The organism is Prevotella sp. P4-51, from assembly GCF_002251455.1.
GTDB lineage: Bacteria > Bacteroidota > Bacteroidia > Bacteroidales > Bacteroidaceae > Prevotella.
Genome location: NZ_NPJM01000059.1, coordinates 41,202 through 59,060 on the forward strand (window position 1 = coordinate 41,202; position 17,859 = coordinate 59,060).

General features: G+C 54.6%; 15 protein-coding genes. 2 read left to right on the forward strand and 13 right to left on the reverse strand.

Features of this window, described 5'->3' with window-relative positions:
• Positions 1-14: 14 nt before the first annotated feature.
• The 4 genes from CIK94_RS09525 to gap form a co-directional block, all read right to left on the reverse strand.
• Entirely contained in the window at positions 15-1,958 is a 1,944-nt protein-coding gene (locus CIK94_RS09525; protein WP_022311560.1) for a glycogen debranching enzyme N-terminal domain-containing protein, read from the reverse strand.
• A 267-nt stretch (positions 1,959-2,225) separates the two neighbouring features.
• A complete protein-coding gene (locus CIK94_RS09530) occupies positions 2,226-3,158 on the reverse strand; it encodes a diacylglycerol kinase family protein (protein WP_022311561.1) in 933 nt (310 codons plus the stop codon).
• An 18-nt stretch (positions 3,159-3,176) separates the two neighbouring features.
• The gene (miaA, locus tag CIK94_RS09535; RefSeq protein WP_094385182.1) at positions 3,177-4,100 is read right to left on the reverse strand and encodes a tRNA (adenosine(37)-N6)-dimethylallyltransferase MiaA; all 924 of its coding nucleotides are present in this window, start codon (positions 4,098-4,100) and stop codon (positions 3,177-3,179) included.
• 224 nt (positions 4,101-4,324) lie between these two features.
• The gene (gene gap, locus CIK94_RS09540; RefSeq protein WP_022311563.1) at positions 4,325-5,335 is read right to left on the reverse strand and encodes a type I glyceraldehyde-3-phosphate dehydrogenase; all 1,011 of its coding nucleotides are present in this window, start codon (positions 5,333-5,335) and stop codon (positions 4,325-4,327) included.
• A gap of 247 nt (positions 5,336-5,582) precedes the next feature.
• Here gap and mscL point away from each other — a divergent pair, with 247 nt between their 5' ends.
• Both mscL and CIK94_RS09550 read left to right on the forward strand, forming a co-directional pair.
• On the forward strand, positions 5,583-6,008 hold the full coding sequence (gene mscL / locus CIK94_RS09545) for a large-conductance mechanosensitive channel protein MscL (RefSeq protein ID WP_094422841.1): 426 nt from the start codon (positions 5,583-5,585) through the stop codon (positions 6,006-6,008).
• A gap of 84 nt (positions 6,009-6,092) precedes the next feature.
• Complete coding sequence (locus CIK94_RS09550; protein ID WP_158215110.1) at positions 6,093-7,226, forward strand: Sb-PDE family phosphodiesterase; 1,134 nt, start codon at positions 6,093-6,095, stop codon at positions 7,224-7,226.
• 141 nt (positions 7,227-7,367) lie between these two features.
• Here CIK94_RS09550 and CIK94_RS09555 read toward each other — a convergent pair whose 3' ends face one another.
• From CIK94_RS09555 to atpF, 9 genes are all read right to left on the reverse strand, one after another.
• Complete coding sequence (locus tag CIK94_RS09555; protein WP_094422845.1) at positions 7,368-8,768, reverse strand: hypothetical protein; 1,401 nt, start codon at positions 8,766-8,768, stop codon at positions 7,368-7,370.
• 93 nt (positions 8,769-8,861) lie between these two features.
• Positions 8,862-10,472, reverse strand: coding sequence for a glutamine-hydrolyzing GMP synthase (gene guaA / locus CIK94_RS09560; RefSeq protein ID WP_094422847.1), 1,611 nt, complete (start codon positions 10,470-10,472; stop codon positions 8,862-8,864).
• Between the two features lie 21 nt (positions 10,473-10,493).
• On the reverse strand, positions 10,494-11,228 hold the full coding sequence (locus CIK94_RS09565; protein ID WP_094422849.1) for a nucleotidyltransferase family protein: 735 nt from the start codon (positions 11,226-11,228) through the stop codon (positions 10,494-10,496).
• A 139-nt stretch (positions 11,229-11,367) separates the two neighbouring features.
• The gene (greA, locus tag CIK94_RS09570; RefSeq protein ID WP_094422851.1) at positions 11,368-11,832 is read right to left on the reverse strand and encodes a transcription elongation factor GreA; all 465 of its coding nucleotides are present in this window, start codon (positions 11,830-11,832) and stop codon (positions 11,368-11,370) included.
• A gap of 432 nt (positions 11,833-12,264) precedes the next feature.
• Positions 12,265-13,803: a phosphotransferase gene (locus CIK94_RS09580; RefSeq protein ID WP_094422855.1), complete on the reverse strand. Its 1,539-nt coding sequence runs from the start codon at positions 13,801-13,803 to the stop codon at positions 12,265-12,267.
• 366 nt (positions 13,804-14,169) lie between these two features.
• Positions 14,170-15,141 carry a F0F1 ATP synthase subunit gamma gene (locus tag CIK94_RS09585; protein WP_022311573.1) on the reverse strand — a complete coding sequence of 324 codons (972 nt, stop codon included), beginning with the start codon at positions 15,139-15,141 and terminating at the stop codon, positions 14,170-14,172.
• 6 nt (positions 15,142-15,147) lie between these two features.
• Positions 15,148-16,734: a F0F1 ATP synthase subunit alpha gene (gene atpA / locus CIK94_RS09590; protein ID WP_094385098.1), complete on the reverse strand. Its 1,587-nt coding sequence runs from the start codon at positions 16,732-16,734 to the stop codon at positions 15,148-15,150.
• A gap of 68 nt (positions 16,735-16,802) precedes the next feature.
• Positions 16,803-17,336 carry a F0F1 ATP synthase subunit delta gene (locus CIK94_RS09595; RefSeq protein ID WP_022311575.1) on the reverse strand — a complete coding sequence of 178 codons (534 nt, stop codon included), beginning with the start codon at positions 17,334-17,336 and terminating at the stop codon, positions 16,803-16,805.
• Between the two features lie 7 nt (positions 17,337-17,343).
• Positions 17,344-17,859 (reverse strand): F0F1 ATP synthase subunit B, encoded by a 516-nt coding sequence (gene atpF, locus CIK94_RS09600; protein WP_094385096.1) that lies wholly within the window; start codon positions 17,857-17,859, stop codon positions 17,344-17,346.

Sequence of the window (17,859 nt, forward strand, 5' to 3'; positions counted from 1 at the left end):
TTGCGGTCCTCCTATTATTTATATGAATACTTTTCCAGCAACTCCATTGCCCTGAGAATCTCTGCCACGTTCATGGCAAACGAGATAGCGCCTCTGCCCTGGAATGGCGGGTTGCCATCGAAGAGCTCGGGGATAGTTCCGATGCAATGGTTGGACATTTCGTCTTCGTAGCCCACCATCTGGCGCTCGATGAAGCTCAGACGGGTGCGCCTGTAGAGGCGCAGACAAGCCTCCATATAGAAGCCGCCGAGCCAAGGCCATGCCGTACCCTGGTGATAAGCATAGTCGCGCTGTGACTGAGGACCTACATACATGGGGTTGTAGCCACCACTCTTGGGCGAAAGCGTACGCAGACCCTTGGGCGTGAGCAGTTCACGGGTACAGATATCAAGTACGCTCTTCTTCTGCTCCTGATTGAGGGGCGAATAGTCAAAAGCTACGGGGAAAATCATGTTAGGACGCACACTCCAATCGACCATATAGCCATCGACATAGTCGTAGAGATAGCCATACTCATTGAGGAATGTATCGAGGAATGACTGCTTGGCATTGGCGGCAACAGCCTGGAGGTGTTCGCGCACGGCATTGCCCTCATCAAGAAGAGAGGCTCCAAAGAGCAGCGCATTGTACCACAGGGCGTTGAACTCGACAATGTAGCCTGTACGGGGAACAACGAGACGACCGTTGGCCACGGAGTTCATCCAGGTGATGGCCTCGCCATGCGAACTCTGCGCATAGAGCAAGCCGTTGTCGTGGAGCTTGAGGTTAGGATGGCCGTCGCTCTCGATATACTTGAGAATATCGATGACAAGGGCGCCATACTTCTTGGCACACTTCTCGCGGCCACACTCCTTGGCGTACTGCTGGATGGCCCAGATAGCCCAGAGGGGCACATCGGGTTGCTCTATCTCATAGATATGCTTGGTGATGGGCTTGCCTTCCATAAACTCGCGCAGCGCCACCTCGGCAGTCTTCATCACCAGATCGAAGTACTCGTCTTCCTCGATGGAGAGAGTGAGACCGGGCAGTGCGATGAACGTATCGCGGGCGCGGCTCTTGAACCAAGGATAGCCGGCAAGGATATATCGGTCGTCGTTCTTCTCATGGATATGGAACTGGTGGGCGGCATTGACGAGACAGTGGAAGAAGTTGTCGCGCGGGGTGCGCTCTTCGACTTCGGCATCGAACAAGCGCTTCAGACCGGAGGTTTTACTCTGCGATGTGGAAGCGGCAAAGACGATGCTCTCGCCCTTCTTGATGTTCATCTCGAAATATCCGGGCACGTAGAGGTCCTCATTGGAAGCGTAGCCACGTTCCTGCTCCTTGGGATACTCGACTCCGCGGTACCAGTCGGGAACGAAGTGAAACTCGTTCTTCTTGGAGAACTGCATATAGAGGTCGGGGTAGCCGGCATACATACAGGTCTTGATGCCATTGTCTACCTGAAAATACTCGCGCGAAGCCACCGAATTCTCATGGGTAAACTGGCGCACACTGCGGAAAGCCAGGAACGGACGGAAACGCAGCGTGGTGGCAGAGTGGGCATCTACCAGCGTGTAGCGGATAAGGATGCGGTCCTCATAATGCTGGAACACCACTTCGCGCTTCAGAATTACGCCACCGACGCGATACAGCGTGGTGGGCACTTTGTCACAATCAAACTCACGAATATACTTATGACCCTTGGGACTGAAGTTGTTGCCCTGATACTTATGGAGACCCAGGTTGAACTTGGCTCCATGCTGTATCACTGTCACGTCGAGCGACGAAAGCAGTACATGGTTCTCGTCGTCGAGCTCGGGAACGGGCACGACAAGCAGTCCATGATACTTGCGAGTGTTACACTCTACCACGGTGGAACACGAGTAGGCTCCCGAGCGGTTGGTGCGTAGCAACTCCTTTGGCAACGACTCTTCGAGGTTAGTCATAAGAGTTTTCTCAAACTTAAGATAACTCATAAACTTATGTCAAGATTTAATTAATAGTTGTTCGTTTTTAGAAGCAAGCGACGAGCGCTCGCTTATGCTCATTCAAAAATACTACATTCCATGCAGATAAGCAAATTTTTCATAAACTATTTGCAAAAAAACAATAAATTCGGCAGTATTATAGATAACCGCCCGAGAGTTGATGTCATTTCCGCCGATGAAATATACCAACAAAGGCATGCCACCTATTATATATAGGGCATGCCTTTGCGTTATTCTGAGTGTGGGAGTTATCGCCTACTCGGGGATGAGAAAGTTGATGACCTCCTGCTCTACCCTCACCTTGAGGGGAGCCATGGGACTGTTCATCAGACGGCCATCGACGCTAACCAGCGACTGGGATATCTCGTCGAAAGTTACCTCGCGCGTGCGGTAGGGATGAACGCTGCGCGAGTTGAGGAACTTGCCGCGCAGGAAGAGATACCATCCCTCAAAGAGTTGGGTAATCTCGGGATGATAGACCACCGACACATCGAGCAGGCCATTGTAGGGCACGGCGTTGGGAGTCTGTCCGTAGCCAAGGGCATTGCCCACACACACCGTCATCACCTTGCGTTCTATCTTGTCATCATTGATACGCAGACGCATCTTGTACTCCAGACGCTGGAATATCATGAGGATAAAGGAGAAGATGAATGACAGGGTGCGCGAACCCAAGAGTTGGCGCGTCTGACTGCGCATATTCATGATGGCGGCAATAAGTCCCACGTTGACGCAGTTGAGGAAGTAGCGGTGACAAGCCTCGCCATGCCGGTTGCGATAGTTGATGCGGCCAACGTCAATCCGGCGCACGCGGCGCTGACAGAGCCAGTCGACAGTCTGCTCAACCTCGCCCTCACGGAAACCCCAGTAATGGGCAAAGTCATTCATCGTACCATTGGGGATAACACCGAGAGAGACGCGCTGGCGCACCTCGGCGTCAAACTGCATCAGGCTGTTGACGGCATCGTTGAGGGCAGAGTCGCCACCGGCGATGATGATAGTGCGGTAACCGTTGTTGACCATCATCTTGACCAATCTGTCCACGCTACCTGCACTCTCGCTGTGCACATAGTCATAGTCTATGCGATGGGCACGCAACACTCGCTCGATGACATCCCATCGCGACTTGTTGCGGAAAGTGTGTTTGGGGCAATAGATGACTCCCCATTTGTTTTCGTTGACTGCCATTTCTCTACATTATTTATATTAGGGCTGTATATGTGCTATGTCCATAATCTGTGCCACCTTGCTGTCCATGGGGTCAAGGGCATCTATCCAGTGGATGGTAAAGCCGCGGCGCTCCATACCTCTGAACCATGTCATCTGCCGCTTGGCAAACTGGTGGATGGCTATCTCAAGCTGGCGGAACATCTCCTCGTAACTGGTTTTGCCGATGACATACTCGGTGACGAACTTGTATTCCAGACCATAGTAGATAAGATTCTCGGGGGCGATTCCACGGTCGAGCAACTGGCGTATCTCGTCGACCATACCCTCTTCGAGGCGCTGCTTGAGACGCTGCGTTATCTTGCGGCGACGCTCCTCGCGATTGATGTCCACTCCGATGATGACCGAGTCTATGGGTGGCAGCGTGCGGTTGTCTGTGGGGTGCTCGAGATTATAGGTCTCTATCTCTATGGCGCGTATGGCGCGCTGCGCGGTGTCCACATCAGTCCGGTTGTGCATCACCGAATGGTTGCGATGCTTCAGGTCTTCAAGCATTTCGGTGAGTTCGGCGAGCGACTTGTCTGCCAGCTCATCACGCAATGCCTGGTTTTGTGGCACGGGCGACAGGGCGTAACCCTTGAGCACACTCTCAATATAGAGACCCGTACCTCCGCAGAGAATAGGACGCACCCCGCGCGCCACTATATTATTATAAATAAGGTGGAAGTCCTGCTGATACTGGAAGAGGTTATACTTGGTACCGGGTTCACAAATATCTATCAGGTGGTAAGGTATCACGCGGTCGCCCTGACGGTAGTCGTCGAGGTCTTTGCCCGTGCCGATGGTCATGCCACGATACACCTGACGCGAGTCGGCACTGATAATCTCGGCATCGATACGCGCGGCAAGGGCGGCAGCCAGACTGGTTTTGCCCGACGCCGTAGGACCCAATATGGTAATCATCTTCTGCATTTGCTTCTTTCTGCGACAGCTTCGCCCTGCTTACACTACACCTCTCATCAAGGCCAAAGGGCTGTCTATCTGCTACAAAGGTAATGCAAACCAATAAAAATACAAAATAAATCGCCCTGATTTTTACCACCGAGATGCCCCTGGGCTCACACAAGGGTATAAAAAAAGCCGTCCAGCAATGCTGGACGGCCTGTACTTATGTCTACGATTATCAATTAACCGTTAACCTTCTTCATGTGAGCGATGAGCTCGAGCACCTTGTTAGAGTAACCGATCTCGTTGTCATACCAAGATACAACCTTTACGAATGTATCGGTAAGAGCGATACCAGCCTTGGCGTCGAAGATAGAAGTACGAGTATCACCGAGGAAGTCAGAAGATACTACAGAGTCCTCAGTGTAACCCAGAACACCCTTCAGTTCACCCTCAGAAGCCTCCTTCATTGCAGCGCAAATCTCTGCGTATGTAGCGGGCTTAGCGAGGTTTACAGTCAGGTCAACTACTGATACGTCGAGAGTAGGAACACGCATAGACATACCGGTCAGCTTGCCGTTGAGCTCAGGAATAACCTTACCTACAGCCTTAGCAGCACCTGTAGAAGAGGGGATGATGTTGCCAGAAGCAGCACGACCACCGCGCCAATCCTTCATAGAAGGACCGTCAACAGTCTTCTGTGTAGCAGTTGTAGAGTGTACAGTTGTCATCAGACCATCGGTGATGCCGAACTTGTCGTTCAGAACCTTAGCGATAGGAGCGAGACAGTTAGTTGTACAAGAAGCGTTAGATACGAACTGAGTACCCTTAACGTACTTGTCGAAGTTTACACCGCATACGAACATTGGAGTAGCGTCCTTTGAAGGAGCTGACATAACAACGTACTTAGCACCAGCCTGGATGTGAGCCTGAGCCTTCTCCTGAGTCAAGAAGAGACCAGTTGACTCAACTACGTACTCAGCCTCAACCTCGTTCCACTTCAGGTCAGCGGGGTTGCGCTCAGCGGTAACACGAATCTTCTGACCGTTTACAATCAGAAGGCTGTTCTCAACATCAGCCTCGATTGTGCCCTTGAACGCACCGTGCATAGTGTCATACTTGAGCATGTAAGCCAAGTAGTCTACGGGGCAGAGGTCATTGATACCTACAACCTGGATGTCATCGCGAGTCTGAGCTGCGCGGAATACGAAACGACCGATACGGCCAAATCCGTTAATACCAATTTTAGTCATTTTACTTTTACTTAATTAAAAGGGTTATGTAAATATTTTATTGCTCTGATGCAAATTTTCTTTATTACAGGCGCAAAGGTACAAATTATTTCCTATATTTGCAGTCGAAACGAGTATTAAATAAATTAAAAAAAGCATCTTGCCCGAGATTTTCATAAGGCTGGGAACCGTGGAGGGCAATACTGACAACTCGACTTTGCAAAATTCAAGTGTTATCATACACATTATTAATAATAAGAGCAACATTATGAGTAAATTTATCAACGAATTCAAGGAGTTTGCCGTCAAGGGAAATGCCGTAGATATGGCTGTCGGTGTTATCATCGGCGGCGCATTCGGCAAAATCGTATCTTCGCTCGTCGATGATATCATTATGCCTCCAATAGGTTGGCTTATAGGCGGCGTAAACTTCTCCGACCTCAAGGTGACGCTGCCCACCATGGACTTGGGCATAGAGCAGCTCGAGCCAGCCACCATCAACTATGGCAACTTCATCCAGACCACCTTCGACTTTGTCATCATCGCACTGTGTATATTCATGATGGTCAAGGGCATCAACCATCTGGCACGCAAGAAGGCCGAAGAGCCGGCAAAGCCAGCCACTCCGCCAGCACCCTCTGCCGAAGAGAAACTGCTTACCGAAATCCGCGACTTGCTCAAGGATAAAAAATAGACACTAATCCACCAACAGGCATAGACGGCTCATGTACTGATGGAGCCGCCATTTACCTATAATTCATTTAACCTTTTACATTTCATGAAAAAAATGATTTTGCTGGCTGCCGCGATGGCTGCCACACTGCCGGGCATAGCCCAGACAGACACTATCCAGTACCGCACGTTCCAGGGATACCTCAATCCGCATGAGCGAGGTACCATCCACATTCCCGACATCCTCGGTTACCGCACCATCAAGGCCGACCTGCACCTGCACACGCATCAGAGCGACGGTGGAGTGGCTCCCTACTTCCGAGTTTGGGAAGCCTATCAGGAGGGATTGGACGCTATAGCGCTCACAGACCATCAGCCCATGCCGCGATACAATAAGAACCCAGACGGCAACATTTCCCATCTGCAGGCGGTGAAGGACGCCGAGGACAGAGGCATCACGCTGATACGCGGCGCCGAGCTCACGAGCATGGCGTGGAGGGCCAACTTCAAGGACGTGGGGCACATCAACCTCCTGTTTACCACCGACAACAACCGCTACTTCCCCCGCACCGACGACGTGACCGCACACCAGGCCGACAGTGTGCTGGCTGTGGCTCAAGCCGACAGCGTGTGGGTGACCGCCAACCACCCGGGATGGCCCGACAAGGACAGCGAGTTCTCGCAGTGGCTCATCGGACAAATCAAGAAGGGACGCATACATGGCGTAGAAATCTTCAACGACTTCGAGTTCTACCCGCGCGCCATCGATTATGTCTACGACTACAATCTGACGCCCATCGGCGCCACCGACTGCCATTGGCCCATCGCCTGGCGTTTCGACCTGAAGCGCGCCCATCGTCCCATGACGCTCATCTTTGCCCGCGACAACAGCGTGGCTGCCATCCGCGAAGCACTCTTCGCCCGCCGCTCAGTGGCCTACTCCGACAATACGCTCGCCGGCCGCAAGGAGTATGTCGAGCCACTGCTGCGCGCATCGGTGACCGCCGAGAAGACCGGACGCACGCGCAAGGGCAAGATAGAGGTGGCGCTGAAGAACGTAAGCGACATCCCCTACCGCTTTGCCGACCCCGCCACCAACCGGTTGATGGTAGCCGCCCCGCTCACCACCACCTACGTATGGATGGACGACGCCGAGATGAAGCATACATGGCTGGTGCGCAACATCTACATACGCCCCGACAAGCATCTGGAGATACAACCCCTGTCGCTACAAAGATAACCACGCGCCTCAAATGATGGGGCAGCCCACTCCCTCGCGCCATCCAGTTGAAGCTATCCACAAAAAACAAATGGCGAACAGTCAGCCTATTGACACTGACTGTTCGCCATCCACTTGTCGCTTATAATATCGAAGGGCGCCTTAATGTCGCTTACACTCCAGGCAGCGATAATGGTAATGGTCGGTAGCTCGGCTGCAGATATAGCAGGTAGTGCCGCCCGAATTGTGATAAGGGGCCATACTCGAACCAGCTGCGTACTGATGGGCAACAGGGTCGTAGCCCGTGCCACCACACTTGGGACAGGTACCACGGCGGTTGCTGCTGCGCCCGTTGTCGCGCGATGACGAACGACTGCCTCCGCTGCCCCCACCACGCCCGTCGGTCACGGTGACACGCCCGTTCTGGTCGTACCCTACCCCACTGCCATCTGGATAGACCGTACTGGTAAAGGTACTATACCCCTGACCATGACAATTCTGACACACCTTGCTTCCGGCACAACTCTTACAGGGATACCACATGCCACCATAGGCACGGCCGTAAGTTCCACCGAGCCCATGACAGATACCACATACCTTGGTGCCATGACACCACAAACAGGGAGTAGATGTAATAGAGATAATAGAGCCATCGGCCTGACGGGTGTTCTGCCTAAAGCCACCGCCAGGCAGTTCCTCGCGCCAGCTGTTGCTACCAGGCTGATAGGTGGTAGAGTATCCATTGTTACTCTGGTTAGAAGCGACATTGTTAGACGGTTGGCTCTCCGGGTTGCCACCACCTATATAGTGTAGCTTCATGCCATTATCCCAGTTTTTGCTAAGCCAAGCCGTCACGCCGTTACAATCTATGTTATATGCCTGCTGCGGAGTACGCCCTTTCAGTTTGCCATAAGCCAGGAGATATTGTCCACCGCCATATTCGACTAAATGCAGACGGTAACCCTGGTTCCAAATCTTCTTCACCTCGCTGCCCACATCGCCGTCGGTAGCCCAAGTATAGCCCTGAGTCTCTATATTGGTGCCACGGGTTACTACCCACCACCATTTGCCCGAGCTGTAAGTGGCCTGGGTAAGAAAGTAGCCCGCGCTACGCTTCTGGTCATACCAGGTCTTGAGTTCGCTCAGCGTGGCATGCTTATAGCTCTGATCGGTGTAACCCTGGTACTTAGACATTACCACAAACCACTTACTCTGATTACAAGTGATGGCAGTAATATAGTAGCCAGCGTCCCACTTTTCCTTGATCCAGTCACGGGGGAAATCGCCCGAATACTTGTAAGACTGATTGCTGAATTTGGAGTCCTTGCTCATGGCCACCGACCATCCGTTCTCGGTATAGGCCACTGCGGTGATATAGCGGTCATTGTTCCAGTGCTGCTTAATCTTGTCACAGTCCAACTCATTGCCCACACCACTGGAGAACCAGTACTGCTGGCCATACTCAGGGTTCTGCTCCATGAGCATGAACGTACGGTTCTGCGCCCGCATCGCCATCAGGGGCAACAGGAGCAGTATCGCTGTAAGGATAATGGTCTTTTGCATTTGTCTGTCAACAGGTCTTTGAAGGTTTGTAGATAAAGGAAGCCCTGCCCATAAGCAGTAGGGCTTCCCTATAGCGATACGTGAGTGGTGAGCTTACTCCCACTCGATGGTCGAAGGTGGTTTGGACGAGATGTCATAGCAGACGCGGTTGACACCTCTCACCTTGTTGATAATCTCGTTGCTCACACGAGCCATGAAGTCGTAAGGCAGATGAGCCCAGTCGGCAGTCATGGCGTCGGTAGAGGTCACAGCGCGCAGAGCCACAGGGTGCTCATAGGTGCGCTCGTCGCCCATCACGCCCACGCTGCGCACGGTAGAGAGCAGCACGGTGCCTGCCTGCCAAATCTGGTCGTAGAGCGACACCTCGATTTCACCGTCGGTCATCTGGGCGGGCACTCCGGCAGCCAGCACCTTGCGTGCCTCCTCGCCGGAGAGACGAACCTTGTACTCGCGCAGACCGCGGATGTAGATGTCATCGGCGTCCTGCAGGATGCGCACCTTCTCGCGGGTGATATCACCAAGGATGCGCACAGCCAGACCCGGTCCAGGGAAGGGATGACGGGTGATGAGATGCTCGGGCATACCCAACTGGCGGCCCACACGGCGCACCTCGTCCTTGAACAGCCACTGCAGAGGCTCGCAGAGCTGCAGATGCATCTCCTTGGGCAGTCCACCCACATTGTGGTGGCTCTTGATGACCTTGCCGGTAATATTGAGACTCTCGATACGGTCGGGATAGATGGTTCCCTGAGCCAGCCACTTGGCGCCTTCTATCTTCTTGGCCTCGGCATTGAAGACCTCGACGAAATCACGGCCTATAATCTTACGCTTCTGCTCGGGGTCGGTCACGCCGGCAAGGTCGGCAAAGAACTTGTCGCTGGCGTCGACGCCCACCACGTTGAGACCGAGACACTTGTAGTCATTCATCACATCGGAGAACTCGTTCTTGCGCAGCATGCCGTGGTCTACGAAGATACAGGTGAGGTTGTAACCGATGGCGCGGTGCAACAGCATGGCTGCCACCGACGAGTCGACACCGCCGGAGAGACCCAGGATGACGCGGTCTTCGCCCAGCTGGCGCTTGAGCTCAGCCACGGTGGTATCTACAAACGAGGCGGCGCTCCAGTCCTGACGTGAGCCGCAGATGTCTACCACGAAGTTGCGCAGCAACTGCGTTCCCTGTACCGAGTGGAACACCTCGGGATGGAACTGCACAGCCCAGACAGGCTGCTTGGTGCTGGCATAGGCAGCATACTTCACATCGGCGGTCGAGGCTATCACCTCGAAGCCTTCGGGGATGGCAGTGATGGTGTCGCCATGGCTCATCCATACCTGTGAGTTCTGCTCAAAGCCCTTGAAGAGGGCATTGTGGGTATCTACTGTCTGCAGATGGGCGCGGCCATACTCACGCGAGTCGGCCTTCTCTACCTTACCACCCAGAGTATGGGAGATGAACTGGGCTCCGTAGCAGATGCCAAGCACGGGCAGACGACCTATGAACTGGCTCAGGTCTACCTGGAAAGCCTCGGGGTCGTGCACCGAATAGGGCGAACCGCTCAGGATGACACCGATGACAGAGGGGTCGTCCTTGGGGAACTTGTTGTAAGGCAGTATCTCGCAGAAGGTGTCGAGCTCACGCACACGGCGGCCGATAAGCTGCGTGGTCTGTGAACCGAAATCGAGAATTACTATCTTCTGTTGCATTATACTGAATATTATTGTGGTTTATAGTGTCTTGAGAAACTCTTCGGCCTGGGCTATGGTTTCCATCTTGCCCACATCCATCAGCCTGAGGTCGCGCTTCACGTATCCGTGTATGGAGCAACACTCACAATAGCGCAGATAGAAATCGATGATGCCAAACCTGTCGGGCATCTCGTCGAAATGGGGGAAGAGATGCGGACTGAAGACATGGATGCCCGAGAAGGCGTAGGGCTCGCAGGCATCGACCTGCAGGTCGGCATAGGGCGAGCGCACCTCGTGGGTGTCTATATTGGTCCACCCCATGAGCCGGCAATCGCGGGCAGCGTCGAAGAGCAGATAGCGCTTGGTCTGCCGGGGGCTTACCAGCAGCGTGGCATCGCCCTGGGCGCTGTCGTAGAAACGGCGCAAGTCGACATTGCTCAGTATGTCTACGTTGTGAATAAGAATGGGGGAAGTGGTGTCGAAGAGAGATGCGGCATGCTTGATGCCACCGCCGGTTTCGAGCAGCTGGCTGCGCTCGTCGCTGATGCGCACGTCGATACCGAAGCCCTGCTGGGCGGCGAGATAGTCTACAATCTGGTCGGCGAAATGGTGCACATTGACGACCACGCGGGTGAACCCGGCCTCCTTGAGCCTCAGGATGACACGCTTGATGAGCGGCTCGCCTCCCACCTCGACCAGCGCCTTGGGCATGGTGTCGGTCAATGGTTTGAGGCGCGTACCCAGTCCGGCGGCAAAAATCATTGCTTGCATCATAGTGCAAAGTTACGCCAAAATCTGGGAAAAGAAGAAGAAAGATAGAATTATTTGCCCCGCCACCACCATTTTTCCGACCGCCGGGCAGGAGCGGCGCAGCGCCGAAGGCTGCATGGTTATCAGCACCAAGCAGCGGCGGCTACAGGGTCACCTCGTCGATACGCAAGGTAATCTTGCCGGCAGGCACGCTCACATCGACCGTGTCGCCGGCCTGGTGGTTGAGCAGGGCTTGGGCGATAGGCGACTTGAGCGAAATTTTGCCTTCGCTCATGTTGGCTTCGTGGGGACTAACGATGGCGTAGGTCATGTGGGCACCGTTGGCCACATTGGTAAGCGTGACCACGCTGAGCAGTCCGATACCCGTGTGGCGGATGGCAGACCGGTCGATGACGCGGGCATTCTCGAGGACGCGACGCTTGAAACGGATGCGGCCGAGCAGACGACCCTGCTCGCGCTTGGCGGCATGATACTCAAAGTTTTCACTCAGGTCGCCCTTGTCGCGCGCCTCGGCGATGGCCTCGCGCACCTCTGGCAGTTTGACAAGTTCGAGTTCGCGCAGTTCGGCTACCAGTTTGTCGTAGCCCTCTTGTGACATATATTCCATTTCTACTACTTTTAGTCCTATTAAAATGGCGAAGAGGCACAAGCGTGTGCCTCCTGCCAACCGAATGCAAAGTTATACAAAATTGGGATATAAAGCAAAGGCGGGGCAGTTTTTTTTCTGCCATGCAGTCGCCACCACGGCGCAGGGCGCAGCAGGGCAGAGAGGGCTGCCGGCTATAGTCGGCACTGCCCCAGTCTACCCTATCCCGTCGGGCATCGGGCGAAAGTCTGCCGAGGTGGCGTCCATGTATATTGCGTGGTGTGATTTCAGTATTTCACGCCTTGCATTATGGGTTGCAAACCCCGAACTGGATAATTCACGCCCCGAACTCAAGTTGTAGATGAAGGCGGGCAGAAAGGGCATAATCAAAAAACGCCCCGCTGTGGCAGCGAGGCGTATGGGGATAATCGGCAAGGGAGGAGGGAGGGTCGCCTACTTGCGGACGAGGGTCTGGGTGATGCCCTGCTCACGGTGGCAGATGCGCACCTCGATGCCAAACTTGTCGTGCAGATGCTCTGCCAGATGCTGGGCGCTGTAGACGCTGCGGTGCTGGCCTCCGGTGCATCCGAAACTGAACATGAGGTCGGTAAAGCCGCGCTGCAGATAGCGCTCTACATGGGCATCGGCAAGCCGATACACGCTGTCGAGGAAGGTAAGTATCTCGCCGTCGTCCTCGAGAAAACGGATGACGGGCTCGTCGAGGCCTGTAAGTTTCTTGTAAGGCTCATAACGCCCGGGGTTGTGGGTGCTGCGACAGTCGAAGACATATCCTCCGCCATTGCCACTATCGTCGGCGGGTATGCCCTTGCGATAGGAGAAGCTGAAGACACGCACCACGAGCGGGCCCTTGCCGTCGTACTTGGAGAAGGTGGCGGGGCCGTCCTGCGGGTGGGCTGCGTAGACATTGGTGTCGGCGGTGCGGAAGCCGTCGGCACGGTTGGCTGCCGCCTGCTCTATCCGCGTGAAGGCAGGAAGGAGGGTGAGCCGCTCGAGCATATCCATCATGTAGGGATAGGGGAAGAGGTGGCGCACACGCAGCAGCTCGCGCAGATTGTCGATGGCTGGGGGGATGCTGTCGATGAAGTGGCGCTTGCGCTCAAAATAGCCGCGGAAGCCATAGGCTCCCAGCACCTGGAGGGTGCGGAAGAGCACGAAGAGGGAGAGCCGCTCGGCAAAGTGGCGCACAGACGGCACCTCGGTATACTGGCTCAGCGACTGGTAATACTCATAGACCAGCTCGCGGCGGAGCTTGGCGGGATAGCGCGCCGACGCCTGCCAGAGGAAGGAGGCGAGGTCATAATAGTAGGGACCACGTCGGCCACCCTGGTAGTCGATGAAATGGGGATTGCCATCGTCATCGAGCATCACGTTGCGTGCCTGAAAGTCGCGGTAGAGGAAACTCTCGGACGGCTCGGAGGTAAGGTCGCGGGCGAACATACGAAAGCAGGCTTCGAGTTTGAGCTCATGAAAGTCGAGCTCGGTGGCTTTGAGGAAGCAGTACTTGAAGTAATTGAGATCGAAGAGCACACTCTCTTCATTGAACTCGGGCTGCGGATAGCACACCGACCAATCGAGGCCGCGCGCACCGCGCAACTGGATGTTGGGGAGTTGGCGGATGGTGCGCACAAGGAGCTGGCGCTCGGCCTGGGTGTAGCGTCCGCCAGCCTCGCGACCGCCCCTAAGGGCGTCAAAAAGGGAGGTGGAGCCCAGGTCGGTCTGCAAATAGCGCAGCTCGTCGTCGGCCACAGCCAGGATGGCAGGCACGGGCAGCTGGCGGTTGCAGAAATGACGGGTAAGGCTGATGAAGGCATGGTTCTCGTCGCGGCTGGTGCCCACAACGCCTATCACCGTGAGCCCGTCGGCATCGGTAAAACGATAGTAGACACGATTGCTGCCGGCGCCAGCCAACTGCTCTACATGGGCGGGCTCGGCTCCGCGCCACTGGCGGTATAAGGAGATGAGTTGTTGCATACTATATATAATAAGGTGTGACCATACGGGGTGTGGCGATGCCGTCGGGAGGCGTGAGGCGCGCTGCGAACCTCATGGCAACACTGGACGGCTCAACAAAATTAGCAAAAAAATCAGACACAATGCCCCGGCCATCCGTATATTTTTACCTGGTGCAGAAAAAAAAGGCTAACGGGATGGCCGGGGCATGCAAAGATGATGGGGAAAGAGGTCTCTCACACCTTATGCGGCATGAGAACTGAGGTTGATGCAAGTTGCTGCATCTCTGCGTTGACAACGGGGCATATCAACCAAAAGCGTGAGACGCTATCCACGGTGGTGGAAGGTCTCACGCTTTATTGTTTGCAGAATATCGGTGGTGGATGGTTAGTTGTTGACCGACCCACCTACGATATCAAGAAGTTCGCTGGTAATGGCAGCCTGTCGGCTCTTGTTGTACTGCAGGCGCAACTGGCGGAGCAGCTCGTCGGCATTGTCGGTAGCCGTCTGCATGGCCACCATGCGGGCGGCATGCTCGGAGGCGATACTGTCGAGCAAGGCGGTATAGACCATCAGATTGAGCAACTTGGGAACCAGCGCCTGGAGAACATACTCCAGATTGGGCTCGACCAGGAAGTTGTCGTTGAGGGGCTTTGCCTCGGTCACTACATGCTGACGCTGCTTGTCGCGCTTACGCAGATACTCCTGCGCCTTGGCTGTGGCCACATTGGAGGTAAGGTCGCGGTCGTTCATCACACCAATCTTCTCGGTAGAGAGGTCGATGGGCAGGAACGTACGGCGTGTAAGAATCTGCGAACCGGCGCTCTTGAAATGGTGATAGACCAATTCGACCTTGTCAATCTCGTGGGCAGCATACTTGCGGGTAAGCTCCTGCGAGATGAGGGCACAGTCGCGGGCGTTGGGCTTGTCGGCAAGAGCCACGAAGTCGCCTGCCGAGGTCCACCCTCTCTTCTGCACGCGCTCAGCCACCTTTCGGCCTATGGGATAGACCACGATATCGGTGATGCCCTGGTCGTGATACTCGGCAACTATCTGCTCCATCACCTTGAGCACGTTGGCATTGAAGCCACCGCAGAGAGAGCTGTTGCTCGAATAGACCACGAGGGCCACGCGCTTCACCTCGTTGTGTCGCTGCTCGAAGAGGCTTGTGGCCTCGGGGGTGGAAACGAGGAACGACTTGAGGATATGCTCCAGAAGGTTTTCGTAGGGAAGCATATTCTGGATGGCAACCTGAGCATGGTGAAGTTTGGACGACGCAACCATCTTCATGGCACTCGTAATCTTACGGGTGCTATTGACACTGGCTATGCGGGTCTTTATCTCTTTCAGTGAAGCCATACGCTATTATGCTTTATACAACGAGGCGACGCCTGCCATCACTTCTTCAATGGTGTGGGTGATGGTATCGTCAATCTTACCTTCGGCAAGGGTATCGATAATATCCTGATGCTGAGAGCGCAGCTGGTCGAGGAACTGGTCCTGACACTGGCGGACACTCTCTACGGGTACGTCGTGGAGCAGACCATGCACACCACAGTAGAGCATAGCCACCTGCTCGCCCACGGGCATCGGTGAATACTGGGGCTGGATGAGCAACTGGTTGTTCTTGCGTCCACGGTCGATGGTCATGGCAGTCACAGCGTCCATATCGCTCGAGAACTTGGAGAATGCCTCGAGCTCACGATACTGCGCCATATCTATCTTCAGCGTACCGGCTACCTTCTTCATACTCTTGATCTGTGCCGAACCACCCACACGGGATACAGAGATACCCACATTGATGGCAGGACGGAAACCCTGGTTGAAGAGGTCGGTCTCGAGATATATCTGTCCGTCGGTGATGGAAATCACGTTGGTAGGAATATATGCCGAAACGTCGCCGGCCTGGGTCTCGATGATAGGCAGGGCGGTAAGTGAACCTCCACCACGCACATGGCCCTTCATACACTCGGGCAGGTCGTTCATCTTCTCGGCAACCTCCTGCTGGTTGTTGATGCGGGCTGCACGCTCGAGCAGTCGAGAGTGCAGATAGAACACATCACCAGGGTAAGCCTCGCGGCCGGAAGGACGGCGGAGGATGAGTGATACCTCACGATAGGCAACGGCCTGCTTGGAGAGGTCGTCATAGACTACCAAAGCCGAATGGCCACGGTCGCGGAAGTACTCGCCGATGGCGGCTCCGGCAAAGGGAGCATAGTACTGCATGGCGGCAGGGTCGGCGGCGGTAGCGCTGACGATGATGGTATAAGGCAACGCGCCATGTTCCTTGAGGTTCTGCACCAATGCGGCTACTGTAGAGGCCTTCTGACCGATGGCTACATAGATGCAATAGACGGGTTTGCCAGCCTCGTAGAAGCTACGCTGGTTGATAATGGTATCGACAGCGATGGCGGTCTTTCCAGTCTGACGGTCGCCGATGATAAGCTCACGCTGGCCACGGCCGATAGGTATCATCGAGTCGACAGCCTTGAGTCCGGTCTGAAGCGGTTCCTTTACAGGCTGGCGGTAGATAACACCGGGAGCCTTGCGGTCAAGCGGCATCTCAAACGACTCGGTGAGATCGATCTCTCCAAGACCGTCAATAGGCTGGCCCAAAGGATTGACTACACGTCCAAGGAAGTTGTCGTTGACACGGATGGATGCAATACGGTGGGTACGCTTGACTGTCTGTCCCTCCTTGATACCGGCGGTAGGACCGAGAAGCACACAACCGACATTGTCTTCCTCGAGGTTCATCACGATAGCCATAGTACCGTTTTCAAACTCAAGCAACTCGTTGGCCTCAGCATTACGCAGACCGTAGATACGGGCCACACCATCACCGACGGTAAGCACGGTGCCTACCTCTTCGAACTGCTGGTTGCTGGTAACCTCGTTGAGTTGGCGGAGCAGAACCTCAGACACCTCACTTGGTTTTATTTTATCTGACATGTTGATTTGTTTTAATGAGCTGTCTGCCGGCATGGACGCCGGGACAGACAACCTGTTAATTTAGATAATTACTTTAACTCTGCGAGAATCTTCCTGAGTCCTGTCTTCACACTGGCATCCATGCGATAGGTGTCATATTCGAGTATGAACCCACCGATGATGTCGGGGTCGACCTCAGTATTGAATTCCACAGTTCCACGAGTCTTGCTTTCCACCATCTGCCGCATCTTGTCCTCGATAGCGGGAGTCACGGCAGTAGCGGTGATAAGCCTGCCACAGGTGATATTCTTCTGCTCACGATAAAGTGTAACATAAGAGGCAGCCATAAACTGCAGAGCGTTGTCGCGGCCCTCTCTCAGCACAAGTTTGAGGAAGCGGCGGGTAAGCTCGGTGGGCTCGGTGCCGGCTGCCGTAACGAGCAGCAGTTCCTTCTTCTCAGGCTGGAGCATGGGGGTGGCAATAGCCGTGCGAAGCTGGGGAACCTCGATATAGCTACGACCAAGGCACATCATGTCCTGGCACACGCTATCCTCGATTTTCAGCGCTGTGGCACTCTTGAGAAGCGCACGGGCATATCTCACAGATATCACTCCTAAATCCATAGCTTTATCAGTTTACTTTATTTTGAGGAATATCGTCCAACAGGCGGTCTATCAGTTCCATCTGTTTGGCATTGTCAGACAATTCTTCACGCAGCAGCTTCTCGGCTATCTTTACAGAGAGCTCGGCGACCTGTGTACGTATGCCGCGCATGGCTCCCTGGCGTTCGCTTTCTATCTGCAGACGAGCCTCAGAGAGTAGACGAGCACCCTCTTCGCGGGCCTGACCCTGAGCCTTCTCGACGATGGCGTCACGGGCAGCACCGGCTTCCTGAAGGATAGTGGCTTGCTTAGCGCGAGCTTCCTGCAGGAGGGCATCGCCTTCTTGTCTGACATTTTCCAGACGCTCGGTGGCCTCGTGGGCCTTGCGCAGGCTGTCGTCGATAAATTGCTTACGGCCTTCGACCGAACCAACTATCGCCGGCAGCGCATACTTGGCAAGGAATACGAGCACCACCAGAAACGCCAGTGCCATCCAGAACAGCAGTCCTAAATCAGGCGTCAGTATTGATGGCAAATTCATTAT